Source organism: Paraoerskovia sediminicola (assembly GCF_030296575.1).
Lineage (GTDB): Bacteria > Actinomycetota > Actinomycetes > Actinomycetales > Cellulomonadaceae > Paraoerskovia > Paraoerskovia sediminicola.
The window spans coordinates 870300-885836 of record NZ_AP027729.1 but is presented as its reverse complement, the minus strand read 5'-3'; the positions used below and the strand labels follow the sequence as shown (position 1 = coordinate 885836).

13 protein-coding genes and 2 pseudogenes are annotated in these 15537 nt (G+C 72.9%); 10 read left to right on the top strand and 5 right to left on the bottom strand.

Going from position 1 to position 15537, the window contains the following annotated elements; translation table 11 throughout:
- The first annotated feature begins 101 nt into the window (after positions 1 to 101).
- Positions 102 to 818, top strand: coding sequence for a TetR/AcrR family transcriptional regulator (locus QUE47_RS04210; protein WP_286218695.1), 717 nt, complete (start codon positions 102 to 104; stop codon positions 816 to 818).
- 82 nt (positions 819 to 900) lie between these two features.
- Positions 901 to 3033, top strand: a pseudogene (locus QUE47_RS04205) (acyl-CoA dehydrogenase family protein); the annotation flags it as partial.
- Positions 3034 to 3139: 106 nt separating this feature from the next.
- On the opposite strand, the gene QUE47_RS04200 reads toward QUE47_RS04205, so the two are convergent.
- The 4 genes from QUE47_RS04200 to QUE47_RS04185 form a co-directional block, all read right to left on the bottom strand.
- Complete coding sequence (locus QUE47_RS04200; protein ID WP_286218694.1) at positions 3140 to 3388, bottom strand: acylphosphatase; 249 nt, start codon at positions 3386 to 3388, stop codon at positions 3140 to 3142.
- Between the two features lie 70 nt (positions 3389 to 3458).
- Positions 3459 to 4907, bottom strand: coding sequence for an APC family permease (locus QUE47_RS04195; protein WP_286218693.1), 1449 nt, complete (start codon positions 4905 to 4907; stop codon positions 3459 to 3461).
- A gap of 87 nt (positions 4908 to 4994) precedes the next feature.
- A complete protein-coding gene (locus QUE47_RS04190; RefSeq protein ID WP_286218692.1) occupies positions 4995 to 5531 on the bottom strand; it encodes a DUF2599 domain-containing protein in 537 nt (178 codons plus the stop codon).
- The gene (locus QUE47_RS04185; RefSeq protein WP_286218691.1) at positions 5468 to 5935 is read right to left on the bottom strand and encodes a hypothetical protein; all 468 of its coding nucleotides are present in this window, start codon (positions 5933 to 5935) and stop codon (positions 5468 to 5470) included. The genes QUE47_RS04190 and QUE47_RS04185 overlap by 64 nt, the downstream gene beginning before the upstream one ends.
- A gap of 190 nt (positions 5936 to 6125) precedes the next feature.
- Between QUE47_RS04185 and purL the strand changes: the two are divergent.
- Together purL and QUE47_RS04175 are read left to right on the top strand one after the other, a co-directional pair.
- Positions 6126 to 8509 (top strand): annotated as a pseudogene (purL, locus tag QUE47_RS04180) (phosphoribosylformylglycinamidine synthase subunit PurL).
- Positions 8510 to 8595: 86 nt separating this feature from the next.
- Positions 8596 to 8955 (top strand): hypothetical protein, encoded by a 360-nt coding sequence (locus QUE47_RS04175; RefSeq protein ID WP_286218690.1) that lies wholly within the window; start codon positions 8596 to 8598, stop codon positions 8953 to 8955.
- On the opposite strand, the gene QUE47_RS04170 is transcribed toward QUE47_RS04175, so the two are convergent.
- Positions 8930 to 9055, bottom strand: coding sequence for a hypothetical protein (locus QUE47_RS04170; protein ID WP_286218689.1), 126 nt, complete (start codon positions 9053 to 9055; stop codon positions 8930 to 8932). The two genes, QUE47_RS04175 and QUE47_RS04170, sit on opposite strands and share 26 nt — an antisense overlap.
- 85 nt (positions 9056 to 9140) lie before the next feature.
- On the opposite strand from QUE47_RS04170, the gene QUE47_RS16570 reads away from it, so the two are divergent.
- From QUE47_RS16570 to QUE47_RS04145, 6 genes are all read left to right on the top strand, one after another.
- The gene (locus tag QUE47_RS16570) at positions 9141 to 9323 is read left to right on the top strand and encodes a copper homeostasis protein CutC (RefSeq protein ID WP_350227675.1); all 183 of its coding nucleotides are present in this window, start codon (positions 9141 to 9143) and stop codon (positions 9321 to 9323) included.
- 23 nt (positions 9324 to 9346) lie between these two features.
- Positions 9347 to 9880, top strand: a complete 534-nt coding sequence (locus tag QUE47_RS04165; RefSeq protein WP_350227674.1) for a copper homeostasis protein CutC — start codon at positions 9347 to 9349, stop codon at positions 9878 to 9880.
- 1 nt (position 9881) lies between these two features.
- The gene (locus QUE47_RS04160; protein WP_286218688.1) at positions 9882 to 10253 is read left to right on the top strand and encodes a sterol carrier family protein; all 372 of its coding nucleotides are present in this window, start codon (positions 9882 to 9884) and stop codon (positions 10251 to 10253) included.
- 272 nt (positions 10254 to 10525) lie between these two features.
- Positions 10526 to 11152 (top strand): lamin tail domain-containing protein, encoded by a 627-nt coding sequence (locus QUE47_RS04155; RefSeq protein ID WP_286218687.1) that lies wholly within the window; start codon positions 10526 to 10528, stop codon positions 11150 to 11152.
- Entirely contained in the window at positions 11053 to 11955 is a 903-nt protein-coding gene (locus QUE47_RS04150) for a hypothetical protein (RefSeq protein ID WP_286218686.1), read from the top strand. The genes QUE47_RS04155 and QUE47_RS04150 overlap by 100 nt, the downstream gene beginning before the upstream one ends.
- Positions 11934 to 15425, top strand: coding sequence for an ExeM/NucH family extracellular endonuclease (locus tag QUE47_RS04145; RefSeq protein WP_286218685.1), 3492 nt, complete (start codon positions 11934 to 11936; stop codon positions 15423 to 15425). Before QUE47_RS04150 ends, QUE47_RS04145 begins: the two co-directional genes overlap by 22 nt.
- Positions 15426 to 15537 lie beyond the last annotated feature (112 nt).

Genomic DNA, 15537 nt, shown 5'->3' with positions numbered 1-15537 from the left:
TTGCAGTGCCCACGTCGCCGGAGAGTCCCGGACGGGACGACCTCCGAGCGAGGGCGTCACGACGGGCGGACGACACCGACGTCGGGCACGCGGGAGGCGCAGTGACCCACGAGACCGTCGCGGACGGACGCTCGACGAGGTGGGACGAGCATCGTGCCACCCGACGAGCCGCGCTGCTCGCTCTCGCGCGCAAGGCTGTGCACAAGCACGGTCCCGAGGCGTCCATGGACGAGATCGCCGCCCAGTGCGGCACCTCCAAGTCGATCGTCTACCGGTACTTCGACGACAAGACCGGGCTCCAGCGGGCCGTCGGCGAGGACGTCGGCGTGCAGATGCACCACGCGCTCAGCAGCGCGGCCGACGAGGCCGGCACGCCCAAGCGCGCGCTGCGCGCCATGGTGCGCGTCTACCTCGAGATGGTCGACCAGTCGCCCAACGTGTACTGGTTCGTCGCCCGGACCGGGGCTGTCGCCGGCACGGACGGCGCCGGTGCCGGCGCCCGGGTGCCCCTCGACGCGTTCCTCGACTCCGTGACGGAGCTCGTGGCGCGCCCGTTCGCGCAGGTCGCGCACGTGACCGACGTCGTCGCCTCGTCGTGGGCCGCGGGAGCCGTCGGGTTCGTCCGCGGCTCCGGCGAGTGGTGGCTCAAGCACCGCACCGACCCCGGCGCCCCGACGCTCGACGAGCTCACCGGGCAGGTCGCCGACTGGCTGTGGTTCGGCCCGGTCGGGGTCCTCTCCCAGCACGCCGCCCCGAACCCGACGGCCGCTGCGCCGTCCGACACCCCTGACCCCGCCGCACCCGAGGAGAACCGATGACCACGACGTCTGACACGACCCCCGACTCCGCTGCACCCGCCGAGACCGAGGTAGCGCGGGGGAGACCACCACCAACACGACCGCCGGCACCGTCGACGGCGACGTCCGCACGTCCCCGGTCCGGACCGGGGCGGGCACGCCGTCCTCCGCGGGCGACGAGCGCGGTGACGCGCACGTCGACGTCGAGAGCCTCGCCCGGCACCTGCTCGGTCGCTGGGCCGACCTGCGCGCGTCGGCCCGAGCGACGGCCGGCGACCCGGAGTTCCACAAGGTCGAGGGCCTGAGCAAGGAGGAGCACCGCGAGCGCGTGCTCGCTCAGTGCCGCGCCCTCGCCGCCAAGGGCCAGGTGCACCTCGCGTTCCCGGAGCGCCTCGGTGGCGGGGACAACCCGGGCGCGAACCTCGCCGGCTTCGAGGAGCTCGTCGCCGCCGACCCGTCGCTGCAGATCAAGGCCGGCGTGCAGTGGGGCCTCTTCGCCTCGGCGATCCTGCACCTCGGCGACGAGGAGCAGCAGGACCGTCTGCTGCCCGCGGCGATGGACCTGTCGGTGCCGGGCGCCTTCGCGATGACGGAGACCGGTCACGGGTCGGACGTCGCGAGCGTCGCCACGACCGCGACCTACGACCCGGCGACCGAGGAGTTCGTGCTCCACACGCCGTTCCGTGCGGCCTGGAAGGACTACCTCGGCAACGCGGCCGTCCACGCGACCGCGGCGACGGTCTTCGCCCAGCTCGTCACCGGCGGCGTCAACCACGGTGTGCACTGCTTCTACGTCCCGATCCGCACGACCGGCGAGGACGGCCGGGCGGGCGAGTTCCTGCCCGGGATCGGCGGGGAGGACGACGGGCAGAAGGGCGGGCTGAACGGGGTCGACAACGGTCGCCTGCACTTCGACCACGTCCGCGTGCCCCGCCGCGACCTGCTCTCCCGCTACGGCTCGGTCGACGCGGACGGGACCTACTCGTCCCCGATCGACAGCCCCGGGCGCCGCTTCTTCACCATGCTCGGCTCCCTCGTCCAGGGTCGCGTCTCGCTCGACGGCGCGGCCTCGAACGCCGCCAAGATCGGCCTGCAGATCGCCGTGACGTACGGCAACCAGCGACGCCAGTTCACCGGCGCCTCGGCGACCGACGAGGTCGTGATCCTCGACTACGGGACCCACCGCCGCCGCCTGATCCCCGCGATCGCCGAGGCGTACGCGACGCACTTCGCGCACGACCGGCTGCTCGACCTCTTCCACACGGTGTTCTCGGGCGAGGAGGACACCCCGGAGACCCGGGAGGACCTCGAGACGACCGCCGCGGCGCTCAAGGCGTCGAGCACCCGGTTCGCGCTCGACACGCTCCAGGAGACCCGCGAGGCGTGCGGCGGTGCCGGGTTCCTCACCGAGAACCGCATCACGAGCCTGCACGCCGACATGGACGTCTACGCGACGTTCGAGGGCGACAACACGGTGCTGCTGCAGCTCGTCGGCAAGCGGCTGCTCAGCGACTACGCCAAGGAGCTCAAGGGCGCGACGCCGGGCGGCATGGCCCGCTACGTCGTCGACCGCGCGGCATCCGCCGCCCTGCACCGCACCCCGCTCAAGCGGGCGGCGCAGGCGTTCGCCGACCAGGGTTCCGCCCGGCGCGCGGCCGGCCACCTGCGCGAGACCGACACGCAGCGCGCGCTCCTGACAGACCGCGTCGACACGATGGTCGAGGAGCTCGCCACCGCTCTGCGGCCGGCGCAGAAGGCCGCGCCCGTCGAGGCGGCGCGGATCTTCGACGCGCACCAGGCGGAGCTCGTCGAGGCCGCGAAGGCGCACGCCGACCTGCTGCGGTGGGAGGCGTTCACGCAGGCGCTGACGCAGATCGAGGACTCGGGCACCCGCGAGGTGCTGACCCGAGTGCGCGACCTGTTCGGGCTCACGCTCGTCGAGCGCAACCTCGCCTGGTACCTGATCAACGGTCGGCTGTCGGGTCAGCGCGCCCGGACCGTGACGAGCTACATCGAGCGGCTGCTCGTCCGGCTGCGCCCGCACGCGCAGGACCTCGTCGACGCCTGGGGCTTCGGCCCCGAGCACCTGCGGGCCAAGATCGCGTCGGGTGCCGAGGCCGAGCGCCAGGACGAGGCGCGGGCGTACTACCGGGAGCTGCGGGCGAGCGGGGACGCGCCCGTGAGCGAGAAGTCGCAGAAGAAGGCTCAGGCGAAGGTCGGCGCGTCCCGGCGCTGACGCCCGGCGCCCGGCAGCGACCTTGCGCCGGCCCGGCGATCGGTCGGGCGGACTCACGTCCGGCCCGACCGATCGCGCGCCGGTCGTGTGTCGACACGTGGACGGGTCACTCGACGTCGACGCCGGTGACCGTGCCGGGAGTCGACCCGCCCTCGAGCCACGCGCGGAGCCGGTCGAGCGCGGGCGCCGGACCGGACGCGGTGACGCGGACCGTGCCGTCGGGCAGGTTCGTCGCCTCGCCGTCGAGCCCGAGCCGGTCGAGCTCCTGACGGGTCGTCCAGCGGAACCCGACCCCTTGGACATCGCCGTGGACGCGGAAGGCGGCGTGCCGGTGTTCGCGATCGTCGTCCGTCATGGGGCCTCCGTCGGTCGGATGCTCGACGGTATCTGCCGCAGCCAGCGCCGCCAGGCGGGCGAGAGCCTGGTCAGCGGTCGCTGTCGAGCGTGCTCACGTCCTCGAACTGCGTCTTCGTGCCGTGCGACCGGTTGTAGAGCCACGTGATGAACGACAGCAGCACGCCGACGGCGACCAGCGCGCCGGCGATCAGGTACTGCGACTGCTGCTCGTCGCTGCGCGCCCAGGGCCCGGCGAGGTAGGCGCAGGTGAGCGCGCCGAGGACGGCGAGCGGGACCTTGGTGTGGAAGTGATCGTGGTCGACGGTGTCGCGGCGCAGCACGAGCAGGGCGACGTTGACGATCGCGAAGACGACGAGCAGGAGCAGCGAGGTGGTCCCGCCGAGCAGGGCGATCGAGTTGGCCCCGCCCTCGGTCGCGGACTGGCGCACGACGTACACGATGAGCGCGAACGAGATCGCGGTCGTCACCAGGATCGACACCCACGGCGTGCGCCGCTTCGCCAGCACCTTGCCGAACGCGCGGGGGAGCACGCCCTGGTTCGCCATGCCGTAGAGCAGCCGGGACGCCATGAGCATGTTGATGAGCGCCGAGTTCGCGACGGCGAACATGCCGATGAACGGGAAGATCGTGTCGAACGGCAGGTCGGGCGCCCCGGCGGCGACGACCTGGGTCAGCGCGGATCCCTTGGTCTCGTCGGCGAGGTCTCCCACCGGGACCAGCGCGACGGCCGTGATCGAGACGGCGACGTAGATGAGGCCCGTGATCGACAGCCCCGTGAGCATCATGCGCGGGAAGTCGCGCACGGGGTCCCGGCACTCCTCGGCCATGTTCACGGAGTCCTCGAAGCCCACCATCGCGAAGAACGCGAGCGTGGTGGCGGCGGTCACGGCGAGGAACACGCTCTTGTCGTCGGCGCTCTCGAAGATCATCACCTCCGTGAAGTCGGCGCGACCCTGCGTCATCGCCCAGAGGCCGATGAAGATCACGAGCAGCAGACCGGACAGCTCGACGAGCGACAGGACGACGTTCGCCTTCACGCTCTCCGAGACACCACGGATGTTCACGAGCGCGACGAGCGTCATGAAGCCGAGGGCGATCGCGATGCGGCCGGTGCCGCCGAGCTCGAGGTCCAGCCCGAACCCGTCGGACACGAAGCCGGCGAAGGCGTCCGACGCCGTGGACGCCGACGTGATGCCCGAGCTCATGACCATGAACGCGACGACGAACGTCAGCAGGTGGATGCCGAACGCCTTGTGCGTGTAGAGCGCCGCGCCCGCAGCGGTCGGGTACTTCGTGACCAGCTCGAGGTACGAGAACGCGGTGATCGTGGCCACCACGAACGCGACGAGGAACGGCAGCCACGCGGCGCCGCCGACCTCGCCCGCGACCTGGCCGGTCAGCGCGTACACGCCGGTGCCGAGGATGTCCCCGACGATGAAGAGCAGCAGGAGCTTCGGCCCCATCACGCGCCGGAGCTCGGGCTGGTGCTGAACGGACTGCTGAGCGTCGTTGCTCATGAGGCCTCCCTCCGACGGGGGCATCGTCCGGCCGCACGGACGTCGTCGCAATCCGTGCGCAGCCGGCAGCCGGCAGCCGCGGGTGGGTCAGACCGGGTTGCAGCGGGCGAGCGCGACCTCGACCAGCCCGACGTCTGGTCGCCACGGCTCGAGGTTCCACGTCGCCTTGTCCGGGGCGCCGAGCGCGTGGCACTCGAGCTGGTCGCGCATGCCGGGTGTGTCCGCGTCGGGTTGCGCCGCGACGACTGCCGCCCAGGTCGCGTCGAGGCCCGCGACGCCCGCGTGGCGCGCCCACTCCGTGGGGTCGACGGCCAGCGAGCGCCCGCCCTCCGCCGTGCCCCACGTGGCCGACTCCAGCGGGTCGGCCCCGAGCGTGACGAGCACCTCGTCCCCGGCCTGTCCGTCGTCGCCCGGCTCGCCCTCGGCCCCGGGCGTCGCCGTCGCCGTCGCCGCCGACGCGGTGTCGGACGGCGGCCGTGCGGTCTCGAGTCCGCCGTCGGTCGGCAGGTCGGTCGGCAGGTCGGTGGGGGTGGGTGCGGTCTCCGCTGCGGCCCGGATCGTCAGCGCGGTGGGTTCGACCGCGACGTCGTATCCGGTCGCCGTGACGTCGAGGCCGCCGACCACGGCTCCCTCGTCGCCCAGGACCGAGACCGTCCCGTCGGCGTTGCGCTCGAACGTCGCGCCGGCGGGCGCCTCGGGGTCAGGGTGACCACCGACGCGCCGCCGACCGTCGCGACCTGGCTGTGCGGTGCACCCTCGGCGACCGCGACCGACGGCGTGCCCGCGGCGCCGATCGCCTCGACCGCGAGCCCGACCTCACCCACGGCGAGGGCCTCCGTCGCCGGGGGCTCGACCGGGATCGGGGTGGACGTCGGCGTCCCGGGATCGGGCGTCGCCGGCGTGGTCGGGGTGCCGGACGTCGTCCCGCACCCGGCCAGAACCGTGAGGGACAGCGTGGCGACCAGAGCGAGGATCACCCGAGCCCGGCCGGGGGCCGGGACTCGAGCGAGCGGGAGGGCGGGGCGCACGTCGCCAGCCTAGGGCGGCGGGCGGCCCGTGGGACGGTGCGGATCGTGCTCCGTGAGCCCGGATAGACTGGCGCCGACTCCGCAGCCCGCGCCGTTCGTCGCTCGCCCGCCGGTCGTCCTTCACGGTCGGCCGGATCCCGGCGGGGCGTCGTCGTGGCGGCTGCCCGGCACGCCACCGACGAGGGATCCGATGAGCGCCCCCACGAACGCCCAGCCCCGCCCCGTGCTCGACACGGTCGAGAACGCCGCTGCGACGCCCGACGAGGCTCTGCCCTTCGCCGAGCTCGGCCTGAAGCCCGACGAGTACGCCCGCATCGTCGACATCCTGGGGCGGCGCCCCACGGCCGCCGAGCTCGCGATGTACTCGGTGATGTGGTCCGAGCACTGCTCGTACAAGTCGTCGAAGAACCACCTGCGCAAGTTCGGCGACCGCGTGACCCCCGAGATGAAGGAGCACCTGCTCGTCGGCATCGGTGAGAACGCGGGTGTCGTCGACATCGGCGACGGCTGGGCCGTGACGTTCAAGGTCGAGTCGCACAACCACCCGAGCTACGTGGAGCCCTACCAGGGTGCCGCGACCGGGGTGGGCGGCATCGTCCGCGACATCATCTCGATGGGTGCCCGCCCGGTGGCGGTCATGGACCAGCTGCGCTTCGGCGCGGTCGACCACCCCGACACGGCGCGCGTGGTGCACGGCGTCGTGTCCGGCGTCGGCGGTTACGGCAACTCGCTCGGCCTGCCCAACATCGGCGGCGAGCTCGTGTTCGACCCCTGCTACCAGGGCAACCCGCTCGTGAACGCGCTGTGCCTCGGCGTGCTGCGCCACGAGGACATCCACCTCGCCAACGCCTCGGGCACCGGCAACAAGGTGATCCTGTTCGGCGCGCGCACCGGCGGCGACGGCATCGGCGGTGCGTCGATCCTCGCGTCCGAGACGTTCGAGGACGGCGTCCCGGCCAAGCGCCCGAGCGTCCAGGTGGGCGACCCCTTCATGGAGAAGGTGCTCATCGAGTGCTGCCTCGAGCTCTACGCGGCGAAGGTCGTCGAGGGCATCCAGGACCTCGGCGCGGCGGGCATCTCGTGCGCCACGTCCGAGCTCGCCTCGAACGGTGACGGCGGCATGCACGTCGAGCTCGACGACGTCCTGCTGCGCGACCCGTCCCTGAACGCCGGCGAGATCCTCATGTCGGAGTCGCAGGAGCGCATGATGGCGGTCGTCACGCCCGACAAGCTCGACGCGTTCCTCGCGATCACCGGCAAGTGGGACGTCGAGACCTCCGTCATCGGCGAGGTCAACGGCTCCGGCCGCCTGACGATCGACCACCACGGCCAGCGGATCGTCGACGTCGACCCCAGGACGGTCGCGCACGAGGGCCCGGTCTACGACCGCCCCTACGCCCGCCCGGCCTGGATGGACGGCCTCAACGCCGACTCGATCTCGACGCCCGAGGCCGCGGAGCGCTTCGCCCGCCCGGCCACGGCGGACGAGCTCCGGGCCACCGCGCTGCAGGTCCTCGCCAGCCCGAACCACGCCTCCAAGGAGTGGGTCACCGACCAGTACGACCGGTTCGTCCAGGGCAACACCGCCCTCGCGCAGCCGGACGACGGCGGGGTCGTCCGGGTCGACGAGGAGACCGGGCTCGGGGTCGCCCTCGCGACGGACGCCAACGGCCGGTTCGCGAAGCTCGACCCCCGCACGGGTGCCCAGCTCGCGCTGGCCGAGGCCTACCGGAACGTCGCCGCGACCGGGGCGCGACCCCTCGCGGTCACCGACTGCCTCAACTTCGGCTCGCCCGAGGACCCGGACTCGATGTGGCAGCTCGTGGAGGCCATCGAGGGCCTCGCCGACGGCTGCCAGGAGCTCGGTGTCCCTGTCACCGGCGGCAACGTCTCGCTCTACAACGGCACCGGCGAGCCGGGCCGCATCGACTCGTCGATCCACCCGACCCCGGTCGTCGGTGTGCTCGGGGTGCTGGACGACGTCGCGCGAGCCACGCCGTCCGGTTTCCGCGAGTCGGGGAGCACCTGGTGCTCCTGGGCACGACGCGCGGCGAGCTCGACGGTTCCGCCTGGGCGGACGTCGTCCACGGTCACCTCGGCGGGGTCCCGCCGCAGCTCGACCTCGCTGCCGAGCGGGCGCTCGCGGGCGTCCTCGTTAACGCGGGTCGTGACCACGTCGTCTCGGCCGCGCACGACCTGTCGGACGGCGGTCTCGTGCAGGCGCTGCTCGAGTCCTCCCTTCGCTTCGGGACGGGAGCGAAGGTCTCGCTCGACGCCGTCTGCGAGCGCGACGGCGTGACGCCGTTCGAGGCGCTGTTCTCGGAGTCCACGGCCCGCGCGATCGTGTCGGTGCCGCGTGCGCAGGCCCAGAAGCTCGTCGACGCCTGCGTCGCGCGCGGCGTGCCGTACCTGAAGATCGGCTCGACGGGTCACGCCATCGACGCCGAGACTGGTGAGCCCGCCGAGGGCGACGCCGGGTCGGTCGAGGCCCTGGAGGTCGCGGGCCTGTTCACGATCCCGCTCGCCGAGGCGGACGCCGCGTACCGGGGGACCCTGCCGGCGATCTTCGGCTGAGCAGGTCGCGCCGCCGTCCGCGAACGTCTGGTGAGCGGCGCGGACCAGGCATATCCTGGGGGAGCCTCGCGTGAGGAGCCGCTTCGATGGTGTTGCTGCTCGTGATCCTCGTGACCGGCGCGCTCGCCCTGCTGGGCGCCGCGCTGGCGATCCTCGCTGCGCGCCGTCGTCCGCCCGAGGTCGACCCCATGCGGTCGCTGCGGGTCCAGGTCCGGCTCACGGAGCTCGCTCTGGAGATGCGGCGCATCGAGACCGACCGCGAAGCCTTCGCGCGGGCCCACCACTACCTCGCCGTCCAGGGCGCCTACGACGCGCTGCTGCGCGAGGCGTGCGACCTCGCGGGGCTGCCGGTGTCCCACCGGGTGCTGCTCGCCGGCCGGTGCGACGACCCGACGGAGCGGCTGCGCGAGGAGGTCGAGCTCAGCGCTCGAGGATGGACCTGGTGACGCACGCCCCGGGGCGTGCGTCGGTCGTGATCCGCGCGGCGGTCAGCAGCGGGATCCCCAGGTCGGTCGGGATCGTGATCCGCGCGGCAGCCGTGCCCACAACGTTGTGCTCCTGTGACCGGCCGTCCCTCCGCTCGGTCTAGGGTGACTGCCAGATCGGTGTCGACGGGACCTCGGAGGGTTCGATGCGGGAGTGCGTGCTGGAGATCGCGGTGCAGGACGTCGCGGGCGTCCGTGTCGCGGTCGACGTCGGTGCCCAGCGGGTCGAGCTGTGCGCGGGGCTCGGCGCGACCGGGGGTCTGACGCCGAGCGCGGGCCTGCTCTCCGCGGCGCTCGACCTGGCGCCCGACGTCGGTGTGCACCCCTGATCCGACCGCGCCCCGGGGGTTTCGTGCTCGATCGCGAGGAGCTCGACGTGTGCGAGCGGGACATCGCGACCGCGGTCGATGCCGGGGCCGACGGCGTCGTCGTCGGCGCGCTCACCTCGGAGGGTCGCGTCGACGAGCGGGCGCTCGAGTCGTTCGTGCTCGCCGCCGACGGCGCGGAGGTCACGTTCCACCGGGCGGTCGACGTGGTCGAGGACGTCGATGCCGCGGTGGACGCGCTCGTCCGTGCTGGGGTGACGCGCGTCCTGACCTCGGGCGGCGCTGCGCGTGCGATCGACGGCGTCGACCGGCTCGCCGCGATGGTCGAGCGGGCCGCGGGACGCCTGCAGGTGATGGCGGGCGGCGGGGTTCGCCCGCAGGACGTCGCGGCGCTGCGCGCGGCCGGCGTCGACGCGGTGCACCTCTCCGCGAAGCGCGACGTCCCGGACCCCGGGGGTCCGGGCGGAGGCGCCGGTGCGGGGTACGAGACGACGGACCCCGAGATCGCGCTCGCCGCCGCACGGGCACTCACGGACGCGGCAGCGTCCGTCGTCGGCTGACGTGCCACCGCGCCGCCGTACCGACCCCGCCGACGGTCGTCGCGCCCTCGCGGACTGGCGTGGCGGAGCGGTCGACCGCCGCACCGTGGCGACCGCCGTGCGTTTCACGCTGGAGGAGCTCGCCGAGGTCGCGCCCGGCCACGCCGTCGAGGTGAGGGTCCCGCCGGCCGGGGCCGTGCAGTGCGTCGAGGGTCCCCGGCACACGCGCGGGACCCCGCCGAACGTCGTCGAGACCGATCCGCAGACGTGGCTGCGCCTCGTGACGGGGTCCATGACGTGGCAGGAGGCCCGCGCCGCGGGCGCCGTCTCCGCCTCGGGCGACCGCGCGGACGTCTCCCACCTGCTCCCGCTCCAGGCGGCCCGCGAGCGCTGAGCGTCGCCCCGGCCGGTCTCGGGATGCCAGTCCCGGAGGTCGCGCGTACGCTGCCCCGGTCGGCCCGCGAAGCGGCGGGCCACGGAGTCCTCAGGAGGGCTCCGTGCAGTGCCGGGCTCTCGGGTATCACCCCAGGTCAGAGGTTGTTTTCGCGATCGTGACGCCGATGTCACCCGCTGTTCATCCCCGCCCGGTTCGCTGCACTGGGTGGCTGCGTCGAGCGGCCGCCACGACCTGCGTCGGTGACCCCGACCTGTTGCGAAGGAGCACGCGTGACCTCCAGCCACACCAGACCACCCGCACCCGCGAGCCCACGGGGACGAGGGATCTCGGCGTTCACCGCGTCGTCCCTCGCCGTGGCGCTGTGCGTCCCCGCCGTCGGCCTCACGGCCACGGGTGCGGTCGCCGCTGACGCGACCGCCGAGGACGGCGCGCACGTCGTCATCAACGAGGCGTACCTCGTCGGTGGGAGCAACGTCCAGCCCTACTCGCACAAGTTCGTCGAGCTGTTCAACCCGACCGACGGGGCCGTCGACGTCGACGGCTGGCGCGTGGGCTACCGCTCGGCCTCGGGCACCGGCGGCCTCAGCAGCTCGGTCGAGCTGACGGGCAGCATCGCTGCGGGTGGTCACTACCTGGTCCAGGGCGGGTCCAACAACGGGTCGTCGTTCGCGGGGAGGACCTCCCCGCGCCCGACGCCGAGGGCGGCCTCTCCCCGTCGGGCTCGCAGGGCACCCTCGTCCTGCTGTCCGACGACGTCGACGTCCCCACGGGTGACGTCGCGGCCGGAGCAGGCAGCGTGGCGGGCGTCGTGGACACGCTCGGCTACGGCGGCAGCAACACGTTCGAGACCGCCGCCGCGCCGGCCGGCCAGGGGACCGGCGTCGTCGGCTCCCTGAACCGGACCGACGCGGTCGACACCGACGACAACTCCGCCGACTTCCGGTTCCTCGGCACGGTCACGCCCGAGAACAGCGGGGGAGCGCCGGAGCCCACCGAGACGCCGACCGACGAGCCCACCGACCCGCCGGTCGATCCCACCGAGGTCGCGATCAGCGACATCCAGGGCACCGGTGACGCCACTCCGCTCGCCGGTCAGACCGTCACGACCAGCGGTGTCGTCACCGCCGCGTACCCGACGGGCGGGTTCGACGGCTTCTACCTCCAGACCGCCGGCACCGGCGGCGACCTGGACCTCGCGTCGCACGACGCGTCCGACGCCGTCTTCGTCTACTCCGCCGCCGGCGCGGCCGCCGTGCAGGTGGGCGACCACGTCGAGGTGACGGGCCTCGCCAAGGAGTTCTTCGGCCTCACCGAGGTCGAGGCGACGAGCTGGACCGTGCTCGACGAGCCCGCCGAGGCCGTGAAGCCGGCCGCCGTCGCGTGGCCGTCCGACGAGGCAGACCGGGAGTCCCTCGAGGGCATGCTGCTCGCCCCGACCGGCGACTTCACGGCGACCGACACCTACAGCACCAACCGTTACGGCTACGTGGGCCTGGCGTCGGGCACGAGCCCGCTCGTCCAGCCGACCGCCGTCGGACGTCCCGGCAGCGCGGAGGCGGCAGCGGCCGTCGCCGACAACGCGGCCCGCGGCGTCCTGCTCGACGACGGGTCGACCTGGGACTACACGCGCGGCGACGCGCGCAACTCGCCGCTGCCGTACCTGACCGGGGAGACCCGGTGCGGGTCGGTGCCGCGGTGACGTTCACGTCGCCCGTGGTCCTCGACTACCGGTACTCCGCCTGGGGCTTCCAGCCGCTCGAGCAGCTCGTCGGGGACTCCGACGCGCAGCCCGCGACGTTCGAGGACACGCGCACCGCGCAGCCCGAGGACGTGGGTGGTGACCTGAAGGTCGCGACCTTCAACGTGCTGAACTACTTCACGACGACGGGTGACAGCCTCACCGGCTGCACGTACTACACGGACCGCGTGGGCGACCCCATCTCGGTCAGCGGTGGCTGCGACGCCCGCGGTGCCGCCGACGCCGAGAACCTCGAGCGCCAGCAGACCAAGATCGTCGCCGCGATCACCGCCCTGGGTGCCGACGTCGTCTCGCTCGAGGAGATCGAGAACTCGGCCGCCTTCGGCAAGGACCGCGACACCGCGCTGAACGACCTCGTCGCCGCGCTGAACAGCGTCGAGGGCGACGGGACCTGGGCTGCTGTGGCCTCGCCGTCCGCCACCCCGGCGGACGAGGACGTGATCCGCACGGCGTTCGTCTACCGGACGGCCACGGCCGAGACGGTCGGCGGCTCGACGATCCTCCTCGACGACCCGGCGTTCTCGAACGCTCGGGAGCCGCTCGCGCAGACGTTCCGGCCGGCCGGCGGGGACGCCGACCAGGAGGTCGTCGTCATCGCGAACCACTTCAAGTCCAAGGGCTCCGGCTCGGGCGACGACGCCGACCAGGGCGACGGGCAGGGCGCGTCCAACGCGTCCCGCGTCGCCCAGGCGACCGCGCTCGTGGCGTTCGCCGACGACACCGCCGCAGCGGCGGGCACCGACAAGGTGCTCCTCGCCGGCGACTTCAACGCCTACGACATGGAGGACCCGCTCGAGGTCGTCAAGGACGCGGGCTACACGGACCTCGGCGCGACCACCGGCGAGTACACGTACTCGTTCGGCGGGCAGGTCGGATCGCTCGACCACGTCTTCGCCTCCGAGGCCGCCGCGGGCGTCGTCACCGGGACCGACATCTGGAACATCAACGCCTACGAGCCGGTCGCGAACGAGTACAGCCGGTACAACTACAACGTCACGGACCTGTACGACGAGACGCCGTACCGGTCGTCCGACCACGACCCGATCCTCGTCGGGCTGGACCTGGGCGGCGCCGGTGACGGCACGGTCAAGCAGCTGGACCTGCTCGCGATCAACGACTTCCACGGTCGGATCAACGGCTACTCGACGAACCGTGACACGGGCGTCATCACCAACCCGACCCTCGGGTTCGCCGGCACGATCGCCGAGCTCGAGAGCCAGAACCCGGACGGGACGGCCTTCGTCTCCGCCGGCGACAACATCGGGGCCTCGCTGTTCGCCTCCGCGCTGCAGCAGGACCAGCCGACGATCGACGTCCTGAACACGCTGGGGCTCGAGGCCTCCGCGGTGGGCAACCACGAGCTCGACCAGGGCGTCGACGACCTGACCGGTCGGGTCGCCGACGCTGCCGACTGGCCGTACCTCGGCGCCAACGTCTACGAGAAGGGCACGGACACCCCGGCGCTCGACGAGTACGCGGTGGTCGACATCGACGGGGTCGACGTCGGCTTCGTCGGCGCCGTCACCGAGGAGACCCCGACGCTCGTGACGCCCGCGGGCATCGCGGACCTCGACTTCGGCGACCCCGTCGACGCGATCAACCGCGTGACCGAGCAGCTCAGCGACGGTGACGACTCGAACGGTGAGGCGGACGTCGTCGTGGCGCTGCTCCACGAGGGCGCGAGCGCCGGCACGCCGGACGGCGCGACGATCGACGAGGAGGTGGCCGCCGGTGGCGTGTTCGCGCACGTCGTCGAGGACACCGACCCGCGGGTCGCCGCGTTCTTCACCGGGCACACCCACAAGCAGTACGCGTGGGACGCCCCGATCACCGGGACCGACCGGACCCGTCCGATCGTCCAGACCGGCAGCTACGGCCAGTTCGTCGGGCACATCTCGCTGGACTACGACACCGCCAGCGGCGACGTGGTCTCGTACGAGGCCGAGAACGTCGCGGCCTCGACGGCTCCCGTCGCCGACCTCGTCGCGCAGTACCCCGTCGTCGGCGAGGTCAAGACGATCGTCGACGCGGCGCTCGCGGAGGCCGAGGTGATCGGCGCGCAGAAGGTCGGCGAGGTCACGGCCGACATCACCACGGCGTTCGCCGACGGTGACTACGTCGACGGCTTCTACTCCGGTGGTGGCCGCGACGACCGCATGTCGGAGTCCGCGCTCGGCAACCTCGTGGCGAACGCGCTGCGCGACACGCTCGCCGACCCGGACCGCGGCGGCGCCGACTTCGGCGTCGTCAACCCGGGCGGCCTGCGCAACGAGCTGTACTACGGCGACGACGGCGAGATCACCTACGCCGAGGCGAACGCGGTCCTGCCGTTCGTCAACAACCTCTGGACCGTCACCCTCACGGGCGACCAGGTGGTGACGCTCCTCGAGCAGCAGTGGCAGACGGACGCGAACGGCAACCGGCCGTCGCGGCCCTACCTGGCGCTGGGTCTCTCGGACAACGTCAGCTACACGGTCGACACTGCCGACCGGAACGCGGAGCCCGGCGGTCACGTCACCTCGGTGACGATCGACGGTGAGCCCCTCGACCCGGCGGGCGAGTACCGCGTGGCCACGTTCTCGTTCCTCGCGACCGGTGGTGACAACTTCCGGGTCTTCACCGAGGGGACGGACGCGCGCGACTCGGGTCTGGTCGACCGCGAGGCGTGGATCGACTACCTCGGGGAGAGCTCCCCGGTGTCGCCGTCGTTCGCCCGCACGAGCACCGTCGTCGGCGAGCTGCCCGGGACGGTCACGGCGGGGGAGTCGACCTCGGTCGACCTCTCGCGTCTCGACCTCACGTCGCTGGGCAGCCCGGCGAACACCGACGTCACGGGGTACCTGGTGCCGCGCGGCGAGGCGTTCGACGCGGCGTCGCCCGGCGAGCCCGTGGGCTCGGCGACGCCGTCGGACGGCGCAGCGACCCTCACGGTCGACGTCCCGTCGGGCACGGCGGCAGGGGAGCACGACCTGTGGGTCGTCGTCGACCCGGCCGGGACCACGGCTCGCCTCCCGCTCACGGTGGAGGCCGGCGCACCCGAGCACGAGGTGCCGGTCGACGTGTCGGCGACCTCCCAGTGCGTCGGGAAGAAGGGCCGGGTCACGGTGTCGGCGACGAACACCGGCGACGTGGCGATCGACGTCCGGCTCACGACCGAGTGGGGCGACAAGAAGTTCTCCAAGGTGAAGCCGGGCAAGACCGTGTCGAAGACCTTCAACACGAAGGAGAAGGTGCTCGACGCGGGCGAGGCGACGGTCGCGGCCTACTACTGGGACGGCGAGGGTCACTACGAGGTCTACCAGGCCTCGTTCGAGGCCCAGGACTGCACCCCGGCCCCGCCCGCGAGCGGTCAGCCGTTCTGGCAGCAGGTCCTCGACTACCTGAAGAGCTTCTTCGGGCGGTGGTTCTGAGCAGCCCTCAGCAGCACGAGCTGCCCTGACGGCGACGGCACCGTGGTCCTCCCGGACCGCGGTGCCGTCGCGCGTCCCGGGCCGGTGCCTGCTCGGCCGGGTGTCGGCTCCG